This is a genomic window from Nonomuraea deserti, from assembly GCF_004348685.1.
Classification (GTDB): domain Bacteria; phylum Actinomycetota; class Actinomycetes; order Streptosporangiales; family Streptosporangiaceae; genus Nonomuraea; species Nonomuraea deserti.
Window position 1 is genome coordinate 1 of record NZ_SMKO01000074.1, and the last position, 18,105, is coordinate 18,105.

General features: G+C 71.4%; 17 protein-coding genes. 9 read left to right on the plus strand and 8 right to left on the minus strand.

Features of this window, described 5'->3' with window-relative positions:
• From E1292_RS25335 to E1292_RS25345, 3 genes are all read left to right on the plus strand, one after another.
• A partial coding sequence (locus E1292_RS25335) for a mandelate racemase/muconate lactonizing enzyme family protein (protein WP_132597707.1) occupies window positions 1-655 on the plus strand: 655 nt, incomplete at its 5' end.
• A complete protein-coding gene (locus tag E1292_RS25340) occupies window positions 652-1,797 on the plus strand; it encodes an L-talarate/galactarate dehydratase (protein WP_246090321.1) in 1,146 nt (381 codons plus the stop codon). The genes E1292_RS25335 and E1292_RS25340, both read left to right, overlap by 4 nt.
• 10 nt (window positions 1,798-1,807) lie before the next feature.
• Window positions 1,808-2,524, plus strand: a complete 717-nt coding sequence (locus E1292_RS25345) for a FadR/GntR family transcriptional regulator (RefSeq protein WP_132597708.1) — start codon at window positions 1,808-1,810, stop codon at window positions 2,522-2,524.
• On the opposite strand, the gene E1292_RS25350 is transcribed toward E1292_RS25345, so the two are convergent.
• Genes E1292_RS25350 through E1292_RS25365 form a run of 4 tightly spaced genes read right to left on the minus strand, consistent with a single transcriptional unit; the run spans window position 2,525 to window position 6,978 of the window.
• Entirely contained in the window at window positions 2,525-3,847 is a 1,323-nt protein-coding gene (locus E1292_RS25350) for an enolase C-terminal domain-like protein (protein ID WP_132597709.1), read from the minus strand.
• Window positions 3,844-5,367 (minus strand): tripartite tricarboxylate transporter permease, encoded by a 1,524-nt coding sequence (locus E1292_RS25355; protein WP_132597710.1) that lies wholly within the window; start codon window positions 5,365-5,367, stop codon window positions 3,844-3,846. The genes E1292_RS25350 and E1292_RS25355 overlap by 4 nt, the downstream gene beginning before the upstream one ends.
• A gap of 9 nt (window positions 5,368-5,376) precedes the next feature.
• A complete protein-coding gene (locus tag E1292_RS25360) occupies window positions 5,377-5,913 on the minus strand; it encodes a tripartite tricarboxylate transporter TctB family protein (protein WP_132597711.1) in 537 nt (178 codons plus the stop codon).
• Window positions 5,914-5,970: 57 nt separating this feature from the next.
• Window positions 5,971-6,978 carry a Bug family tripartite tricarboxylate transporter substrate binding protein gene (locus tag E1292_RS25365; RefSeq protein WP_132597712.1) on the minus strand — a complete coding sequence of 336 codons (1,008 nt, stop codon included), beginning with the start codon at window positions 6,976-6,978 and terminating at the stop codon, window positions 5,971-5,973.
• Window positions 6,979-7,146: 168 nt separating this feature from the next.
• On the opposite strand from E1292_RS25365, the gene E1292_RS25370 reads away from it, so the two are divergent.
• The 4 genes from E1292_RS25370 to E1292_RS25385 all read left to right on the plus strand — a co-directional run bounded on the left by E1292_RS25370 (window position 7,147) and on the right by E1292_RS25385 (window position 11,338).
• The gene (locus E1292_RS25370; protein ID WP_132597713.1) at window positions 7,147-8,091 is read left to right on the plus strand and encodes a LysR substrate-binding domain-containing protein; all 945 of its coding nucleotides are present in this window, start codon (window positions 7,147-7,149) and stop codon (window positions 8,089-8,091) included.
• Window positions 8,092-8,214: 123 nt separating this feature from the next.
• Window positions 8,215-9,129 carry a 5-dehydro-4-deoxyglucarate dehydratase gene (gene kdgD, locus E1292_RS25375; RefSeq protein WP_132597714.1) on the plus strand — a complete coding sequence of 305 codons (915 nt, stop codon included), beginning with the start codon at window positions 8,215-8,217 and terminating at the stop codon, window positions 9,127-9,129.
• Window positions 9,130-9,143: 14 nt separating this feature from the next.
• Window positions 9,144-10,466, plus strand: coding sequence for an enolase C-terminal domain-like protein (locus E1292_RS25380; RefSeq protein WP_246090322.1), 1,323 nt, complete (start codon window positions 9,144-9,146; stop codon window positions 10,464-10,466).
• Window positions 10,467-10,480: 14 nt separating this feature from the next.
• On the plus strand, window positions 10,481-11,338 hold the full coding sequence (locus tag E1292_RS25385; protein WP_132597715.1) for an NAD(+)/NADH kinase: 858 nt from the start codon (window positions 10,481-10,483) through the stop codon (window positions 11,336-11,338).
• Window positions 11,339-11,385: 47 nt separating this feature from the next.
• Here the strand turns inward: E1292_RS25385 and E1292_RS25390 are convergent, their stop codons facing one another.
• Window positions 11,386-12,837 carry a YibE/F family protein gene (locus tag E1292_RS25390; protein WP_132597716.1) on the minus strand — a complete coding sequence of 484 codons (1,452 nt, stop codon included), beginning with the start codon at window positions 12,835-12,837 and terminating at the stop codon, window positions 11,386-11,388.
• A gap of 87 nt (window positions 12,838-12,924) precedes the next feature.
• Between E1292_RS25390 and E1292_RS25395 the strand changes: the two genes are divergently transcribed.
• Together E1292_RS25395 and E1292_RS25400 are read left to right on the plus strand one after the other, a co-directional pair.
• Window positions 12,925-13,632 carry a DUF72 domain-containing protein gene (locus E1292_RS25395; RefSeq protein WP_132597717.1) on the plus strand — a complete coding sequence of 236 codons (708 nt, stop codon included), beginning with the start codon at window positions 12,925-12,927 and terminating at the stop codon, window positions 13,630-13,632.
• A complete protein-coding gene (locus E1292_RS25400) occupies window positions 13,632-14,600 on the plus strand; it encodes a magnesium transporter CorA family protein (protein WP_165974729.1) in 969 nt (322 codons plus the stop codon). Before E1292_RS25395 ends, E1292_RS25400 begins: the two co-directional genes overlap by 1 nt.
• On the opposite strand, the gene E1292_RS25405 is transcribed toward E1292_RS25400, so the two are convergent.
• The 3 genes from E1292_RS25405 to E1292_RS25415 are packed head-to-tail and all read right to left on the minus strand — an operon-like array spanning window position 14,578 to window position 18,025.
• A complete protein-coding gene (locus E1292_RS25405; RefSeq protein ID WP_165974730.1) occupies window positions 14,578-15,051 on the minus strand; it encodes a DUF1850 domain-containing protein in 474 nt (157 codons plus the stop codon). The two genes, E1292_RS25400 and E1292_RS25405, sit on opposite strands and share 23 nt — an antisense overlap.
• A 26-nt stretch (window positions 15,052-15,077) precedes the next feature.
• A complete protein-coding gene (locus tag E1292_RS25410) occupies window positions 15,078-16,025 on the minus strand; it encodes a TAXI family TRAP transporter solute-binding subunit (RefSeq protein WP_132597720.1) in 948 nt (315 codons plus the stop codon).
• Window positions 16,022-18,025: a TRAP transporter permease gene (locus tag E1292_RS25415; protein WP_132597721.1), complete on the minus strand. Its 2,004-nt coding sequence runs from the start codon at window positions 18,023-18,025 to the stop codon at window positions 16,022-16,024. Before E1292_RS25415 ends, E1292_RS25410 begins: the two co-directional genes overlap by 4 nt.
• Window positions 18,026-18,105 lie beyond the last annotated feature (80 nt).

Here is an 18,105-nt window from a genome sequence, read left to right on the forward strand (position 1 = left end):
GGCGCGGGCCACGCAGTCGATCGAGAGCGGCATCGGCGGGGTCAAGATCAAGGTCGGTCAGCCGGACATGAAGGAGGATCTGCGCAGGCTGGCGGCGGTGCGTGAGCACCTGGGCGAGGGCGTTCCGCTCATGGTGGACGCCAACCAGCAGTGGGACCGTCCGTCGGCGCTGCGGTTCGGGCGGGCGGTCGAGGAGCTGGGCCTGGTCTGGATCGAGGAGCCGCTCGACGCGTACGACGCCGAAGGGCACGCCCGGCTCGCCGACGCCCTCGACACCCCCATCGCCACCGGCGAGATGCTCTCCAGCGTCGCCGAGCACGTCCGGCTCATCGAGGCCCGCGCCGCCGACATCATCCAGCCCGACGCCCCGCGCGTCGGCGGCATCACCCCCTTCCTGCGCCTGGCCACCCTCGCCGACCACGCGGGCCTGCACCTCGCGCCGCACTTCGCCATGGAGATCCATCTTCACCTGGCCGCCGCCTACCCGCGCGAGCCGTGGGTCGAGCACTTCGAATGGCTCAACCCCCTGTTCGACGAGCGTCTGGAGACCCGCGACGGCCGCATGATCGTCCCCGACCGTCCCGGCCTCGGCTTCACGCTGAGCGAGCAGTGCCGCGCGTGGGTCGTCGACAACGTCGAGTTCGGGCGGGCGTGACCGTGACGCCGCCGGGCGACCGCGTCGAGTACGTGCGGTTCCGCCGCTACGCCGTTCCCCTCCCGTCCCCCGTGAGCGACGCCAAGGTCGCCACGGGACGCCAGCGCCCGCTGTCCCGGATCGACGTGCTGACCTGCGAGGTCGCCACGGCCGACGGCCTGGGAGGGCTGGGCTTCTCCTACACCACCCGCGCCGGCACCGCCGCCCAGTACGCCCACGCCAAGGAGACAGGGGAGCGCCTGCTGGGTCAGGATCCGTCCGACGTCGGCAAGGTCTACGACCTGCTGCTGTGGGCGGGGGCGTCCGTCGGCAGGTCCGGGGCCGCGACGCAGGCGCTCTCCGCCGTCGACGTCGCCCTCTGGGATCTGAAGGCGAAGCGGGCGGGGTTGCCGCTGGCGAAGCTGCTGGGCTCCTATCGCGACTCGGTCAGGACGTACAACACCTCCGGCGGCTACCTCCAGGCGCCGATCGAGGAGGTGAAGGCGCGGGCCACGCAGTCGATCGAGAGCGGCATCGGCGGGGTCAAGATCAAGGTCGGTCAGCCGGACATGAAGGAGGATCTGCGCAGGCTGGCGGCGGTGCGTGAGCACCTGGGCGAGGGCGTTCCGCTCATGGTGGACGCCAACCAGCAGTGGGACCGTCCGTCGGCGCTGCGGTTCGGGCGGGCGGTCGAGGAGCTGGGCCTGGTCTGGATCGAGGAGCCGCTCGACGCGTACGACGCCGAAGGGCACGCCCGGCTCGCCGACGCCCTCGACACCCCCATCGCCACCGGCGAGATGCTCTCCAGCGTCCCCGACCTGGTGCGCCTCATCGACCTGCGCGCCTGCGACGTCCTCCAGCCCGACGTGCCCCGCGCCGGCGGCATCACCCCCTACCTCAAGGTCGCCGCGCTGGCCGACCACGCCGGCCTCCAGGTCGCGCCGCACTTCGTGATGGAGATCCACGTGCACCTGGCCGCCGCACACCCGCGCGACTCCTGGGTCGAGCACATCGAGTGGCTGTCGCCGCTGTTCAACGAGCGGCTCACGATCGAGGGCGGCCGCATGCGGGTCCCCGACCGGCCCGGCCTCGGGCTCAGCGTCGCGGACGAGGCCGCGGCCTGGCGCCTCGACGCCGTCGAGTTCCGCGCGGCGGGCGGGTAGATTGTCACCCGTGCCGCCGGACAGAAAGCTCGATCGCGACACCGGGCGCGGCCTCGCCCACGAGCTCGTCGAACGGCTGAAGGCCCGCATCCTGGCCGGCGAGATCGCCCCCGGCCAGAAGCTGCCGACCGAGTCCTCGCTGGTCGAGGAGTTCGGCGTGAGCCGCACGGTGGTCCGCGAAGCCATCTCGCGGCTGCAGGCGGCGGGGCTCGTCGAGACCTTCCAGGGCCGCGGCTCGTTCGTGCTCGACCTGCCCGCCCCCGCGCCGTTCTCCGTGGAGGCCTCGCGCGTCCGCACGCACCGCGACGTCCTCGACATGATCGACTTCCGCATCGGGGTCGAGTCCGAGTCGGCGGGGCTGGCCGCGGAGCGCCGCACCGACCTGCAGCTCAAGGCCATCGAACGCGCCCTCGTCGACCTCGGGAGCTCCGACCGGCACCCCGGTCACGCCGTCGAGGCCGACTTCCGGTTCCACCTCAAGGTCGCGCTGGCCTCCGGCAACCGGTTCTACTCCGACCTGCTCGCCTCGCTCGGCCCCATGATGATCATGTTGCCGCGCACGCGGCTGGCGCACGGCTACACGGTCTCCGACGCCACCCACCTCACCCGGGTGACGCTCGAACACGAGAACGTCTACCGCGCCGTCGCCGACCAGGACGCGGCGGCGGCGCGGGCCGCGATGCGGCTGCACCTGTCCAACTCCCGGGCCCGGCTGCAGGCGCCCTAGCTACCAGCGGGCCGTGTTGGGCGTGAAGTCCGGCACGACCGTCCGCATGTAGGCGGTGTCCTCGCGGCCGCGCTGCCCGCACGTGACGTACTGCTCGTGCAGGGCCGCGAGCGCGTCCTCGTCCAGCTCCACGCCCAGACCCGGCCCGGCCGGCACGGCCACGCTCCCGTCGCGGAACTCCAGCACCCCAGGCCTGATGACCTCCTCGGTCTTCCACGGGTAGTGCGTGTCGCAGGCGTAGGTGAGGTTCGGGGTCGCGGCGGCCAGGTGCGTCATCGCCGCCAGGCTCACGCCGAGGTGCGAGTTGGAGTGCATCGACAGGCCCATGCCGAACGTCTCGCAGATGCCGCCCAGCAGCGCCGAGCGCCGCAGGCCGCCCCACAGGTGATGGTCCGACAACACGACCTGCACGGCGCCGGCGGCGACGGCGGGCTGGAGATGGTCGAAGGCGATGACGCACATGTTGGTCGCGAGCGGCAGGTCGCTCCGCCGGGCGACGGCCGCCATGCCGTCGATGCCCGGCGTGGGGTCCTCAAGATATTCGAGCACGCCGGAGAGCCGGCCCGCGACCTCGACCGAGGTCTCGACGGTCCAGGCGCCGTTGGGGTCGATGCGCAGGGCATGCCCGGGGAAGGCCGCGGCCAGCGCCTCGACGGTCTCGATCTCGTGGCGGGGCTCGTACACACCGCCCTTGAGCTTGATCGCGCCGAAGCCGAAGTCGTCGACCATGCGCCGCGCCTGGGCGACCATCTGCTCGGGCGTGCGGCCCTCGCCCCACGAATCGCCGTCCCCGCCCGGGTGGCCGGCCCACTTGTAGAACAGGTACGCCGAGTACGGAACGCGCTCGCGTACGGCGCCGCCGAGCAGGTCGCTGACCGGGCGGCCGAGCGCCTTGCCCTGCAGGTCGAGCAGGGCCACCTCGAACGGCGCCGCCACGGTGTCGACCGCGCTCGACAGGTCGAGCATGCCGCCGAAGCTGGCTCCCGCGCCGCCGGTGGACGCGCCGAGCGCCGCCTCGACCACGCGGCGCAGCCCGTTGAGGTCGAACGCGTCGAGGCCGGGAAGGGCGGCGGCGACGGCTTCGAGGCGCTGGAGGTGGGCCCGGTCGGCGTACGTCTCCCCGAGCCCGGCCAGCCCGGCGTCCGTGTGCACCTGGACGATGGCGCGCAGCACGAAGGGCTGGTGCACGCCGACGACGTTGAGCAGGGGCGGGTCGCGGAAGGCGACGGGGGTGACGGAGACCCAGCTGACCCGGCCGCCCGCGCGCGCTCCCGCGTCGACGGCCGCCTCCGGCCTGGGCTGGTCTCCGGCGGGCGTGGTCATGGCGCGTTCTCCTCCACGGTGTCGTCCGCGCGCCCGGCGGGTCTCCGCCGGCGCAGGGCCTTGAGGATCAGGGGCAGGACGGCGACCAGCACGACCAGCGCGAGCACCGTGCCCGAGATCGGGCGGGTGAAGAAGCCGGTCGGGTCGCCGCCGAAGATGAGCAGCGACTGCCGCGAGGAGTTCTCGATCATCGAACCGAGCACGAACGCCAGCACGAGCGGCCCCGGCTCGAAGCCGAGCTTCTTCATCAGGTAGCCGAGCAGGCCGAAGACGATCACCAGGAAGAGGTCGTAGACCTGGTTGTTCACCGTGTACGCGCCGAGCAGCGTGATGAGCACCGTGATCGGCGCCAGGATCGCGGGCCGGACGCGCAGGATCCGCACGAAGACGCCGACCATCGGGATGCTCATGATGAGCAGCAGGATGTTGCCGATGTACATCGAGTTGATGACGCCCCAGAAGACGTCGGGGTGCTGGGCGACGAGTTGCGGGCCCGGCTGGATGCCCTGGATGAGCAGCGCGCCGAAGATGAGGGCCATCGTGGCGTTGGCCGGGATGCCGAGGGTCAGCAGCGGGATGAACGACGAGGTGGCGGCCGCGTTGTTGGCGGTCTCCGGCGCGGCCACGCCCTCGACGGCGCCCTTGCCGAAGCGCTCGGGCCGCTTCGCGCGCCGCTTCTCGAACGCGTACGCGGCCAGGGAGGACAGCGTCGCGCCGCCGCCGGGCAGCACGCCGAGGAAGAAGCCGATGAGCGAGCCCCGCCCGATCGCGCCCTTGGACTGGCGGAGGTCTTTGCGGGACGGCCACACGTTGCCGACCTTGGCGGGGGAGTGGACCTGGTTGTGGCGTTCCTCGATGTTGTAGAGGATCTCGCTGAGCCCGAACAGGCCCATGGCGAGCGGCACGAAGTCGATGCCCTCGGCCAGGTTGAGGCTGTCGAAGGTGAAGCGCTCCGCGCCCGTGAAGGTGTCGCGGCCCACGGTCGCGAGCAGCAGGCCGACGCAGGCGGCGATGATGGCCTTGAGCTTGTGGCCGTTGCCCACCGACGAGATCAGCAGCACGCCGAGCACGCCCAGCGCCGCGTACTCCGGGGGCCCGAAGTCGAGCGCGAAGCCGGCGACGATCGGGGCCAGCAGCGTCAGGCCGAGGATCGAGACGGTGCCCCCGATGAAGGAGCCGATGGCCGCGATCCCGAGCGCGGTGCCGGCCCTTCCCTGCTTGGCCAGCGCGAACCCGTCGAAGACGGTCACCACCGAGGACGCCTCGCCCGGCAGGCGCAGCAGCACGGACGTGATGGTCCCGCCGTACTGGGCGCCGTAGAAGATGCCCGCCAGCATGATGATCGCCGGTACGGGCCCGATGCCGTACGTGAGGGGCAGCAGGATGGCGATCGTCGCGCCGGGGCCGAGCCCGGGGAGCACGCCGATGAGCATGCCGATGATGACGCCGGCGAAGCAGTAGAGCAGGTTGGCCGGCTCCAGGACGACGCCGAAGCCGTTGAGAATCGGGGAGATGTCCATGTGACTTTCTCAGATGAGGCGCGGGAGCGGGACCTGCAGCAGCAGGACGAAGAGCACGTAGAACGCGGCCACGGTGCAGACGCTGATCACGATGGACGACAGCCACGACTCCTTGCCCAGCCAGCGCAGCCAGACGAACATCAGCAGCAGCGACGGGATCTCGAAGCCGATCACGGGGAGGAGCGCGGCGAGCAGCACGAGCGTCACCAGCGCGACCAGGGTGAGCAGGCTCGCCTTCGAGAACCGCTCGGCGTCCTCCAGGCGGCGGCCCGCGGCGACGAGCGCCGCGGACAGCACGACGATGACGACGCTGATGGCGAACGGCCACAGGCCGGGCCCCGGCTGGGTGAGGCTGCCGAGCCCGAGCGCGTACGATCCGACCGCGCCGAAGATCCCGGCGCCGAGTCCCACCAGGGCCGCCGCGATCTGCGAGGGGGGTCCCGCGTGCGGCGGCCGTGACTCGTCCAGCTCGGCCTGGAGCCGCTCGGTCTCGACGGCGACGTCGTCGAGCGGATCGGGCGACCTGGCGGGGTCGGGCATGGACATGCTCACTCCTTGGTGGCGGGCGGACGAGCGGGCGGGGGCGGCCTGCCGGGACCTCGGTCAGCCGGCCAGGCTGATCCCGAACTCGTCCAGCTGCTTCTTGTAGGTGGCGGTGTCGCTCTGCAGGGAGCTGAGGACCTCTTCGGGGGTGACCTCCATCGGAGTGAGCGAGTTCTGCTCGTTGAACTTCTTGTACTCCGGCGTGGCGAACGTCTTCTTGGCCGCGTCGAGCAGCTTCGCCTTGACGTCCTGCGGCGTGCCCTTGGGCGCGGTGAGGAAGCGGTACTGCGTCACCTGCACGTCGAAGCCCTGCTCCGTGGCCGTCGGCACGTCGGGCATGTAGGGGATGCGTTCCTTCGAGAAGACCGCGAGCGGCACGAGCTTGCCCGCCTTGACGTTTTCGATCGCCTCGCCGATCTGCATGGTGGAGACGTCGACCTGGTTGCCGAGCAGGGCGGTCAGCGCGGGGGCGCCGCCGTCGAAGGGCACGGCCGTGGCCTTGATGCCGGCCGACTTGAAGGTCAGCGCGGAGGCCAGCTGGGCACCCGTGCCCACGCCGGTCGTGCCGTAGCGGATCGTCTTGCCGGCCTTCTTCATGTCCTTGATGGACGTGTAGCCGGACTTGGGGTTGGTCGCCATGACGTAGTCGTCGCGCGAGACGCCGGTGATGACGTCGAACGAGTCGATCTTCGTGGCCTCGGCGGGTGACACCGTGAGCGGCGTGATGGTGAAGAGCGAGGCGTTCTGGACGGCGATCTTGTAGCCGTCGGGGGCCGCCGACTGCAGCTCCTTGGCGTTGAGCGCGCCGTTGGCGCCCGGCTTGTTGAGCACCGGCGTGGAGACGCCGAGCTCCTTGGCCATGCCCTGGGCCAGCGCCCGGGTGATGAGGTCGGTCGAGCCGCCCGGCGAGGCGCCGACGCTGAACTCGATGTTGCCCGACGGATATTCGCCGCCGTCACCGCCGGTGGAGGTCGTCTTGACCCCACCGCACGCGGTCAGCGCGATGGCGGCGGCGGTGCCGAGGACTCCCGCGAGAACGCGGCGGGGGGCTGTCCGGGATGCCGGCATGGACTTCTCCTTCGTGCGGGCGGTGCCACGCGTGGTGGGCGGTGGAGCGGAGAATCGGACGGACGTCAAGTGTGGTTTTGTTCCGTTCTCGTAGTCTCCGGAGACTAGGGAGCAGCTTCGATGCCTGTCCAGGCTCAATTCGGTATTAAGTGATACTCTTTCCGCATCATGCTAACACTCGATCAGATCCGGGCATTCGTGGCAGTTGCCGAGGAGCTTCACTTCGGCCGGGCCGCTGATCGGCTGCGCATGACCCAACCCCCGCTCAGCCGCCACATCCAGAAGCTGGAACGGGTGGTCGGCGTGACCTTGCTGGAACGCGACAACCGGCGCGTGGTCCTCACCGACGCCGGCCGCTCCTTCCTGGACGACGCGCGGCGCATGCTCACGCTCGTCGACACCGCGGGCGACCGCGCGCGCAGGATCGCCAGCGGCGCCGCCGGGACCGTGCGGCTCGGCTTCACGGCCGTCTCGGCGATCAGCATGCTGGGCGCGCTGCTGCGGCGGCTGTCGGAGCAGCTGCCGGAGATCGACGTCATCCTGCACGAACGGGTCACCGCCGGGCAGGTCGACGGACTGCTACGCGGCGAGCTGGACCTGGGGCTCGCGCGCCCGCCGTTCGACATCGCCACGCTCGACTCGCGGGTCGTCTTCCGCGAGCCGCTGTGCGCCGTCGTGCCCATCGGACACCCGCTCGCCGGCCTCGGCCGGCCGCTCGTGCCCGACGACTTCGACGGCCTGCCGGTGATCAGCTACAACCCGGTGCAGTCGCGTTACTTCCACGAGCTCACCGTGCACTTCCTCACCAACGCCCACCCGAGGATCGAACAGCAGGTGCACCAGATCCTCACCGCGGTGCTCCTCGTGGCGGCCGGACGGGGCGTCGCGCTGGCGCCCGCCAGCGCGCGCTCGCTCGGCGTGGACGGCGTGACCTTCTGCGACCTGGCACGCGGCGGCGGCGATCCGCTGGAAAGTGACGAGAGCGCCACGGGCGAGCCGGTCGAACTGCACGTGATCTGGGACCGCGACTCGACCAACCCCGCGCTCTGGCGCGTCCTCGAGCTGCTTCCCGACCTGGGAGCGGCGCCCCAGGAGCGGTCCTTGATGCCTTGACGGCATCGCCGGATACGAAAATGCACTTGGACAGGAATCGCCCCTGCTCTCTAGCCTGGCGGCAACAGACCTGACCTGCGGCGCACGGGGGATCCCACTGCCGCGCGTAAACAAAGGACCGCCATGCCCAGCTTCACCCCGCAAGAGCTCGCGACCCAGCTCAAAAGCGGCCTGCTGTCCTTCCCCGTCACCCACTTCACCGAGGACCTCCGGTTCGACGAGGCGCGCTACCGCGAGCACCTCGCCTGGCTGAGCAGCTTCCCGGTGGCAGGCCTGTTCACCGCCGGGGGCACCGGCGAGGGCTTCTCGCTGACCTCCGCCGAGATCGACCAGGTGGTCCGCGCGGCGGTCGACGAGGTCGGCGGCAGGCTGCCGGTCGTGGCCCCCGCCACCGGCGGCACCGCCAACGCCGTCGCGCAGGCCCAGGCCGCCGAGGCCGCGGGCGCCGACGGGCTGCTGCTCATGCCCCCCTACCTCACGGAGGCCGGTCAGGCGGGTCTGATCGAGCACGTCAGCGCCGTCTGCCGCAGCACGGGGCTCGGCGTGGTCGTCTACAGCCGCGCCAACGCCGTCCTGACCGACCGTTCCGTCGAGATCCTGGCCGACAGGAACGAGACCCTCGTCGGCTTCAAGGACGGCGTCGGCAACATCGAGAACCTCGCCCGCATCTACGCCGGCGTCGGCGACCGCCTGGCCTACATCGGCGGCCTCCCGACCGCGGAGACCTTCGCGCTGCCGCTGCTCCAGCTCGGCATGAGCACGTACTCCTCGGCCATCTTCAACTTCGTCCCGCAGTACGCGCTCGACTTCTACGCCGACGTCCGCGCCCAGGACCGGGAGGCGGTCTACCGCCGCATCAGGGAATTCGTGGTCCCCTACCTGGACATCCGCGACCGCGTGAAGGGGTACGCCGTGTCCATCATCAAGGCCGGGCTGACCGCCGCCGGACGCCACGGCGGGCCCGTGCGGCCGCCGTTGCAGAACCTCACCGAGGACGAGCTCGCCGACCTGACCGCCCTCGTCAACAAGATCAGCTGAGAGGGTTCCCGCCCGTGTCTCCCACCATCCAGAGCGTCGAGGTCGTCCCGGTGGCCGGGTACGACAGCATGCTGCTCAACCTCAGCGGCGCCCACGGACCGTTCTTCACCCGCAACGTCGTCATCACGACCGATTCCGACGGGCGTACGGGCCTCGGCGAGGTGCCGGGCGGCGAGGCGATCCGCCGCACCGTCGAGGAGGCGGCGGCACTCCTGGCCGGCCGGCCCGTGGCGCGCCACCGCAGCCTGCTGCGCTCGGTGGCCGCCCGGTTCGCCGAGCGGGACGCCGGAGGGCGGGGGGTGCAGACCTTCGACCTGCGCACCACGGTGCACGCGGTCACCGGGCTGGAGTCCAGCCTGCTCGACCTGCACGGCCAGTACCTCGGTGTCCCGGTGGCGGAACTGCTCGGCGAAGGGCAGCAACGCGACCGGGTGCCGATGCTGGGCTACCTCTTCTACGTCGGCGACCCGGGCAGGACCGACCTGCCCTACCGCGTCGATGACGGCGGCGACGACGCCTGGTCGCGGCTGCGCCGCCGCGAGGCCCTGACACCGGACGCGGTGGTCGCGCTGGCCGAAGCCGCCCAGGAGCGGTACGGGTTCGCCGACTTCAAGCTCAAGGGCGGGGTGCTGCCCGGCGAGCAGGAGATCGAGACGGTCCGGGCGCTGGCCGGCAGGTTCCCCGGAGCGCGGATCACCGTCGACCCCAACGGCGGCTGGCTGCTGGCCGACGCCGTGCGGCTGTGCGCGGGGCTCGGCGGCGTGCTCGCCTACGCCGAGGACCCGTGCGGGGCCGAGGGCCGCTTCTCCGGCCGGGAGACGATGGCGGAGTTCCGGCGGGCGACCGGCCTGCGCACCGCCACCAACATGATCGCCACCGACTGGCGGGAGATGGCGCATGCCGTACGCGCGAACGCCGTCGACATCCCGCTCGCCGACCCGCACTTCTGGACCATGTCCGGCTCCGTCAGGGTCGCCCAGCTCTGCCACGACTTCGGCCTGACCTGGGGTTCACACTCCAACAACCACTTCGACATCTCGCTGGCGATGTTCACGCACGCCGGAGCCGCCGCTCCGGGCGAGATCACCGCCCTGGACACGCACTGGATCTGGCAGGACGGCCAGGCCCTCACCACCGGGCCGCCACGGATCGTGGACGGCGCCGTCGACGTGCCCACCGCCCCCGGGCTCGGCGTCGAACTCGACCGCACGGCCCTCGCCGAGGCCCACGAGCTCTATCTCCGCCACGGGCTCGGCGCCCGCGACGACGCCGTGGCCATGCGGTATCTCGTGAAGGACTGGGTGTTCGACCCGAAACGCCCCTGCCTCGACCGCTGACCTAGGGTGGCCCCATGGGCATGGTCAGGACGGTCGGGCTGGTGCTGCACCCCCAGCGCGACTCAAGGAAGGCGATCGACACCATCCTGGGCTGGGCGGCCGGCAAGGACGCCACCGTGCTCGGCCTGCCCGAGGAGGTGGGCCGCATCGACTGCAGCGCCGTGCCGGTCGACGCCGACACGCTCGTCGACCGGTCCGACCTGCTGGTCGGGCTCGGCGGCGACGGGACGATGCTGCGCACGATGCGGCTGCTCGCCGGGCGGCGCACGCCCATCCTGGGGGTCAACGTGGGGCGGCTCGGGTTCCTCGCGGAGATCGACGTGAGCGAACTGGCCGAGACGCTGTGGGCGATCGACGGCCACCGCTACACGATCGAGCCGCGCATGGCGATCAGGAGCGAGGTCGGGGGCGCCGACGTGACCGCGTTCAACGACATCGCCCTCGTGCGGATCCCCGGAGAGGGGCTGGCGGGCGTCGCGGTGAGCCCGGCGGGCAGCGACTTCGTCCGTTTCGCCGCCGACGCCGTGATCGTGGCGACCTCCACCGGGTCCACCGCCTACAGTTTCTCCGCCGGCGGGCCCATCGTGTCACCCCGGGTGGAGGCCGTCCTCGTGGTTCCCTCCGCCGCCCACTCGGCCTTCAACCGGGCCCTGGTGCTGCCCGCCGACGAGGAGGTGACGCTCCAGGTGCTGCCCACCAGCGGACGGCTCGCGGTCGAGGTCGACGGGGCCGTGGTCGGCCACCTGTGCCCGGGTGACCGCATCACGGTCGCCGCCTGGCCGGGGGCGGCCCAGGTGGTGCGGCTGGGCACCACTTTCTACGACCGCGCCCGGCGCAAGCTGCGCGTGAACGGCAGCGCCGAGGCGTACTGACCCGCGCGGGCCCGCGAACAAGCGCACGGCCCGGCTCGGGAGCCTGCTCAGGTGCTCGCGCGCCGGCGGTGGCGGGCCGGGCGTTCGGGCGCCCGGCGGGTCTCGTCCTCCGGGCCGGGGAGAGCGTCCCGCTCCTGGAAGGGGTGCGGGGCGAAGAAATCCTCCCGCGGGGCCTGGGCCGCACGAGGTTCCACGGGGCTCCCGCGGCGGGTGGAGGCGGGCTCCCCTGGGCCTGATCGGTGGTGGGAGGCGGGCTCCTCTGGGCCTGATCGGTGACGGGAGGCGGGCTCCCCGTGGCCGGCGCGATGGCGGGAGGAGGCGTCCGCGGGCCCTTCCCCGCGGCGGGTGGCCGCCAGGGCGGCCAGGGCTGTGGTGATGGGGACGGCGGCGATGAGGCCGAGCGTGCCGGCCACGCTGCGGACGATCTCCTGGGCGATGACCGGAGTCGTCAGCACCTGCCCCAGAGGCTGCTCCCCGATGCTGAACAGCAGCAGCAGCGGCAACGACGCCCCCGCGTACGCCAGGATGATCGTGTTGATCACCGAGGCGATGTGGGCCCGCCCGATGCGGCTGGCCGCCTGGTAGAGGCGGGCGAAGCCGTACGACGGGTTGGCGTGGGCCAGCTCGGCCACCGTCACCGCCTGCGTGACCGTGACGTCGTCGAGCACCCCCAGCGCCCCGATGATGATCCCGGCCAGCAGCAGCCCCTGCGTGTCGATCGACAGGCTCATGCCCAGCGTCAGCGCGCTGTCGTCGGTGATCCCGTTGAGCCGGGCGAGCCCGAGCGCCGCGTACGACAGCGCGCCCGTCAGCGCCAGGCTGGCCAGCGTGCCGAGCACGGCCATGGACGTGGGCAGCGAGAAGCCGTGGGTGAGGTAGAGCACCGTCAGCATGATCGCCGCCGCCCCGACGATGGCCACCAGCATCGGGGGCCTGCCCTCCAGGATGCCGGGGATGACGAACGTCAGCAGCAGCACGAACGTGACCGCCAGGCCGATCAGCGCCGTCACCCCGCGCCAGCGGCCGAACGCGATCACCGCGACCGCGAAGGCCACGCCGAACAACCACAGCGGCGTCGACCGGTCATGGTCGGAGATCTGGTGGGCCCCGTCGGCGTCGCGCAGCAGGATCACGCCGTCGCCCGGCGCGAAGCGCTGCGCCCCCGGACCGCCCGGCAGGCGGAGCGTGACGTCACGGCCGGCGTCGCGCCCCTCACCGAGCTTGACCGTGGCGGTGCCGCAGGTGGCGGGGTCGGGCCGCGGCGCGCCCTCGGGGGCGGCGGGGCAACGTTTGAGCGTGACACCGGTGACCGTGCCGGTGAGCCGCTCGACGGCCGACGGCTGCGCGCCGTCCAGCTCCGGCCGGCCGTCCGGCCAGAGCCACAGCAGGGCCGCCAGCGTGACGACGGCCACCGGCACCAGGACGGCCAGGCTCGCCATCGTCGCGCGCCGCGAGCGGGGTGCGGACGCGCCGTGCCCGTGTCCGTGCCCGGCGCCCATCAGATAACGCCCATCGGGTGAAAGGTCCTCCTCGGCTGACGAACAAGGACAGTACTGCACGCGGCGGGCCTGGGTAGCTGCAACGGCATGACATGCCTGGTGGGCACCTCGGGGTGGCAGTACAAGGACTGGCGGGGCGTGCTGTATCCGCAGGGGGTGCCGCAGCGGCTCTGGCTGGAGACGTACGCGGCGGAGTTCCCCACGGTCGAGAGCAACAACGCCTTCTACCGCCTGCCCCGCCCCGAGTTGTTCGCCGCCTGGCGCGACAGGACGCCCCCGCGCTTCGTGATGGCCGTCAAGGCCAGCAGGTTCCTCACCCACATCAAGCGGCTGGCCGAGCCGGAGGAGCCGGTGCGGCGGCTGATGGACGCCGCGTCGGAGCTGAAGGACAAGCTCGGCCCGGTCCTGCTGCAGCTCCCGCCCACCCTCCAGGTCGATCCCGGCCGCCTCGACCGTTGCCTGGCCTGCTTCCCGTCGCACGTCAGGGTGGCCGTGGAGCCGCGCCACGACTCGTGGTGGACCGGCGAGGTGCGCGACATCCTGCGCGCGCGGGGTGCCGCGCTGTGCTGGGCGGACCGCCGCGGCCGGCCGCAGAGCCCGTTCTGGCGCACCGCGGAATGGGGGTACGTACGCCTGCACCAGGGGCGGGCCGGCATCGCGTACGGCGACACCGCGCTGAGGACGTGGGCCGGGCGGGTGCGCGAGGCGGGCTGGCGGGACGCCTACGTCTACTTCAACAACGACCCGGGGGGAGCGGCGGTGCGTGACGCGAGACGATTCGCCAGACTCTGCTAGTGCGTACGCGTCTCTACCGGAACGGCGTCCTCGAGAAGGAGGGCTTCCCCCTCGAGGAGCTCTCCGGGCATGTGGCGGATCGGGGCAACGTCGTCTGGCTCGACCTGTGCCGCCCCTCGGCCGCCGAGCTCACCGCGGTCGGCTCGGAGCTGGGGCTGCACGAGCTGGCGATGGAGGACGCGCTCACCGACCGGCAGCGGCCGAAGGTCGACGTCTACGACAACCATCTGTTCGTCACGGTCTACGGGGTGCACGTGGAGAAGGGGCGGCTCCGTCCCGTCGAGGTGAACGTCTTCGTCACCGCGAACGCCCTGGTCACCGTGCGCGACAGCGACGCCTTCGACATCGACGAGGTGGTCAGGCGCTGGGACACCCTGTCGCGCCTGGCGGCGCACGGGGTGCCGTTCCTGCTGCACGGCCTGCTCGACTACGTGGTGGACGGACAGCTCGACCTGGTGGAGGAGCTCGACGCGCAGGCGGAGGCCCTGGAGGAGTCGCTGTACGAGGAGGATGCGGGCGACGGCAGGCGGCTGCAGCGCACGATGTTCGACCTGCGCAAGAACACCACCAGGGTCCGCAAGATCACGATGCCGATGCGCGAGGTGATCGGCACCCTGCTCCACCGCGACCAGGACATCGTCGCCGACCCCGTGATGGCCCCCTACTACGCGGACGTCTACGATCACGTGCTGCGGGCGACGGAGTGGGTCGAGGGGATCCGCGAGATGCTGGCGAACGTCCGCGAGACCCGCCTCGCCCAGCAGGGCTTCCGGCTGGACGAGATCATGAAACGGATCACCAGCTGGGCCGCCATCATCGCGGTGCCCACCCTGATCACCGGCTTCTACGGCCAGAACGTGCCCGTTCCCGGCACCGGGCAGAGCTGGGGGCTCTGGGCGTCCACGGTCCTCGTGGCGCTCACCTCGGTGGTGCTGTACTCGGTGTTCAAGAAGAACGACTGGTTGTGAGCACCTGCCCGGCCGCGCGTAGCCCGTCGTACGGCGGCCGGCAGGGTCGTCCGCGCACGTCGGGCGTGAGCCGCACCGCGACCCGCACCTGGGCGGCGCCGGACGCGGGATAGAGGGGCAGGCAGCGGCCGCCCGCGAGCAGGGTCCTGCGGCCGATCGAGGTGGTGAGCAGCGACAGCCCGTCGTACGTCGCGGGCGCCGCCAGGCGCAGCACCCACAGGCCCTCGGGGGTGCGGGCCCGCGTGCCGTCGAGGGCGTAGTAGTCGAGCACGCTGTCGTTCGCCGAGACGACCGCCCGCATGGTGAACCGCCGCCCCTCGACGGTGAACACCTCCGCCGAGGGCGCCTTGTAGACCGAGTGCACGTACGCGATCGCGAAGGAGCCGGCGACGACGGGCAGGCCGTTCACGGTGAGGCGCCCGGCGCCGCCGCCGGAGCCGAGCGCCGCCACCAGGGCGAGCGCCAGGAGCAGCCGGGTCAGGCCTGCTCCTTGTAGTAGCGGGCGGCGCCCGGGTGCAGCTGGACCGGCGCCACCTGCTGGCCCAGCTTGACGTCGAGCTTCTCGGCCTCGGGGTGCACGGCCGTCAGCTCGGCCTTCTTGGCGAACAGGGTCTTGGTGATGTCGTAGGCGAGTTGCTCGTCCATCGAGTCGGGCACCAGCAGCAGGTTCGCGATGCCGACGGTCTTGATGGCGCCGGACAGCTTGTAGACGGACATGTCCACGTCGAGGGGGACGTACTGCTCCCCGTATGTCGCGCGCATCTTCTCCAGGACGTCGCTCGTGTCGAGCAGCTTCATGTCGGGCTTGCTCGTCGCCAGGTCGGTGATGCCGGCCGTGGGCAGGCCGCCGACCCAGAAGAACGCGTCGATGGTGCCGTCCTTGGCCGCCTGCACCGACTCGTTGATGGACAGCTGCTGCTTGGTGATGTCGGAGTCGGGGTTGATGCCGGCCGCCTCCAGGATGCGCCTGGCCACGACCTGGGTGCCGGAGTTGGCGGGCCCGAGCGAGACGCGCTTGCCCTTCAGGTCGGCGACCTTGGCCGCCTCGACGCCGGGGGCGACCACGACGTGCGCGTAGTTGTCGTAGATGCGGGCGATGGCCCTGATGGGCTGTTTCGCGGTGAAGGTGTCCTTGGCGTTGACCGCGTCGGCCGCGGTGTCGGCCTGGGAGAAGCCGATGTCGGCCTTGCCGCTGGCGAGGAGCTTGATGTTCTCGACCGACGCGGAGGTGACCGACGCGGTGGCCTGGGTGTTGGCGATGTTGGACGACAGCTGCTTGGCCAGGCCGCCGCCGTAGACGTAGTAGACGCCCGTCGTGCCGCCCGTGGCGATCGACAGCCGGTTGCCCGAGCCGCCGCCCGCACCCCCGCCGCAGCCCGCCACGGCCAGGACGGTCGCTGCGACTATCGCAAGAATCCGCTTCACGCTGGGTCCCTTCTCCTTCTTCTGACCAGATGCACGGCGGCGGCCACGGCCAGCACGGCCAGACCGGCGACGATGGGGACGGGCTCGAGGAACAGCAGCAGCACCGCGGCCACGGACGCCAGCACCCGTTCGAACCAGCCGGACAGGCCGCCCATCGCCATGGCCAGGGCCGCCACGGCGACCGCCGACACGGCGGCCATCAGCAGCACGGTGCCGATCGGCCCCTGCCCGAGCAGCGCCTGCCCGTTGGGCGTGAGCACGAAGGCGAACGGCACCAGGAAGGCCGGCAGCGTGTAACGCCAGGCCATCATCATCGTGCGGTACGTGTTGCCGCCGGTGATCGCGGCCGCCGCCACCGCCGACAGCGCGGTGGGCGGGCTCACCTCCGACAGCACCGCGTAATAGAAGACGAACATGTACGCCTCGGCCTGCGTCACGCCGAGCGCGGTGAGCGCCGGGCCGATGATGACCGCAGCGATGATGAAGCTCGCGGTCACCGGCACGGCCAGGCCCAGCAGCATGACAGCGACGGCGGACATGAGCGTGGTCAGGACCAGGTGGCCCGCGGCGAAGTCCACGATGATCGAGCTGAGGTTGAGGCCCAGGCCGGTCTGGGTGATGACGCCGACGATGATGCCCGCCGCCGCGCACACGGCCGTCACGGGCAGCACCTCCAGCGCGCCCTTGGCCAGCGCCTGCCCGACGCGTTTCGGGCCCATCCGGTGTTGCGGGTCGAGGAACGACAGCGCGAACGCGACCGCCGTGGCGATCACCACCGCCTGGAACGCCGACCGGTCGAGCGCCATCAGCACGACGATGAGGATCAGCGAGCTGAAGTGGTAGCCGAAGCGCAGCAGCAGCCGGCCCGCACCGGGCGCGTCGACCGGCACGGCGTGGGTGTCGAAGCGGCGCGAGTCGATCTCGATGGCCAGGAAGATGCCCAGGTAGTAGAGAAGGGTCGGGATCGTCGCGTACAGCAGCACCTCGAGGTAGCCGACCCGGAGGTATTCGGCGATGATGAACGCCGCCGCGCCGAGCGTGGGCGGCGACAGGATGGCGCCGATGCCGCTCGCGGCCAGGATGCCGCCGGCCGGCTCCTTCGGGTAGCCGGCCCGCCTGAGCACCGGCCAGGCGACGCTGCCGAGGCTGACCGTGGTGGCCACGCCCGAGCCGGACACGGTGCCGAGCAGGAAGCCCGCGGTGGCGACGGTGCGGCCGGGGGCGGAGCGGGACTTGCGGAAGGCGGCGAAGCTCAGGTCGATGAAGAACCGGCTCGCGCCCGAATAGTCCAGCACGGCGCCGTAGATGGTGAACAGGATGATGTAACTCGCGGCCACCTGCATCGGGACGCCGAAGAAGCCTTCGGTGCCGGTGTAGAGCTGCGAGACGATCTGGCTGAGATCGAAGCCTCGGTGGCCGATGGTCCAATCGATCGGCAGATATGCCCCGTAATAGGCATAAATCAGGAAAATGACGCAGATAATGGCCAGCGCCATGCCGACGGTCCTGCGTACCGCCTCCAGCAGCAGCACCGTCAGCACCAGCCCGGCCACGATGTCGAGGTCCGTCAGCGCCGCGCCCGAACCCCGGTTGCGGAAGTCGTCGATGGCGGCCAGCGGATAGACCAGCACGGCGAGCGAGGCCGCGGCCAGCAGCCAGTCCATGACGCTCGGCCGCTCGGACAGCAGCGCGCCGGCCCCGGCCTCGGACGGGCGCACGTCGGGAGGGCGCCGCAGCCGGAGCAGCCCTGTCACCCGCCGCAGGTGGTTCGACATGCCGGAGCGGTAGCAGACGAACACCAGCGGCAGTGCCACGGCCAGGAACGTCATCCGGTGCTGCAGCGCCTCGACCGGCCGGAAGACCACCACCAGCGCATAAACCGACAGCAGCCCGCCGAGGATCCACACGCCGAGCCGCAGGGCCCCGCCGAGCTGCCGCGCCGGGCGTTCCTGTTCGTGCGCGGAAACCAGGTCGGCCTCACGGTCGCTCAGCTCGGTCAAGTCGTCCTCCCGACAGGGCGCGTTGCAGGGACTTTACGAGTCCCTTACTTGATCTGGGAAGAGGCCGTTACCTATTTGGT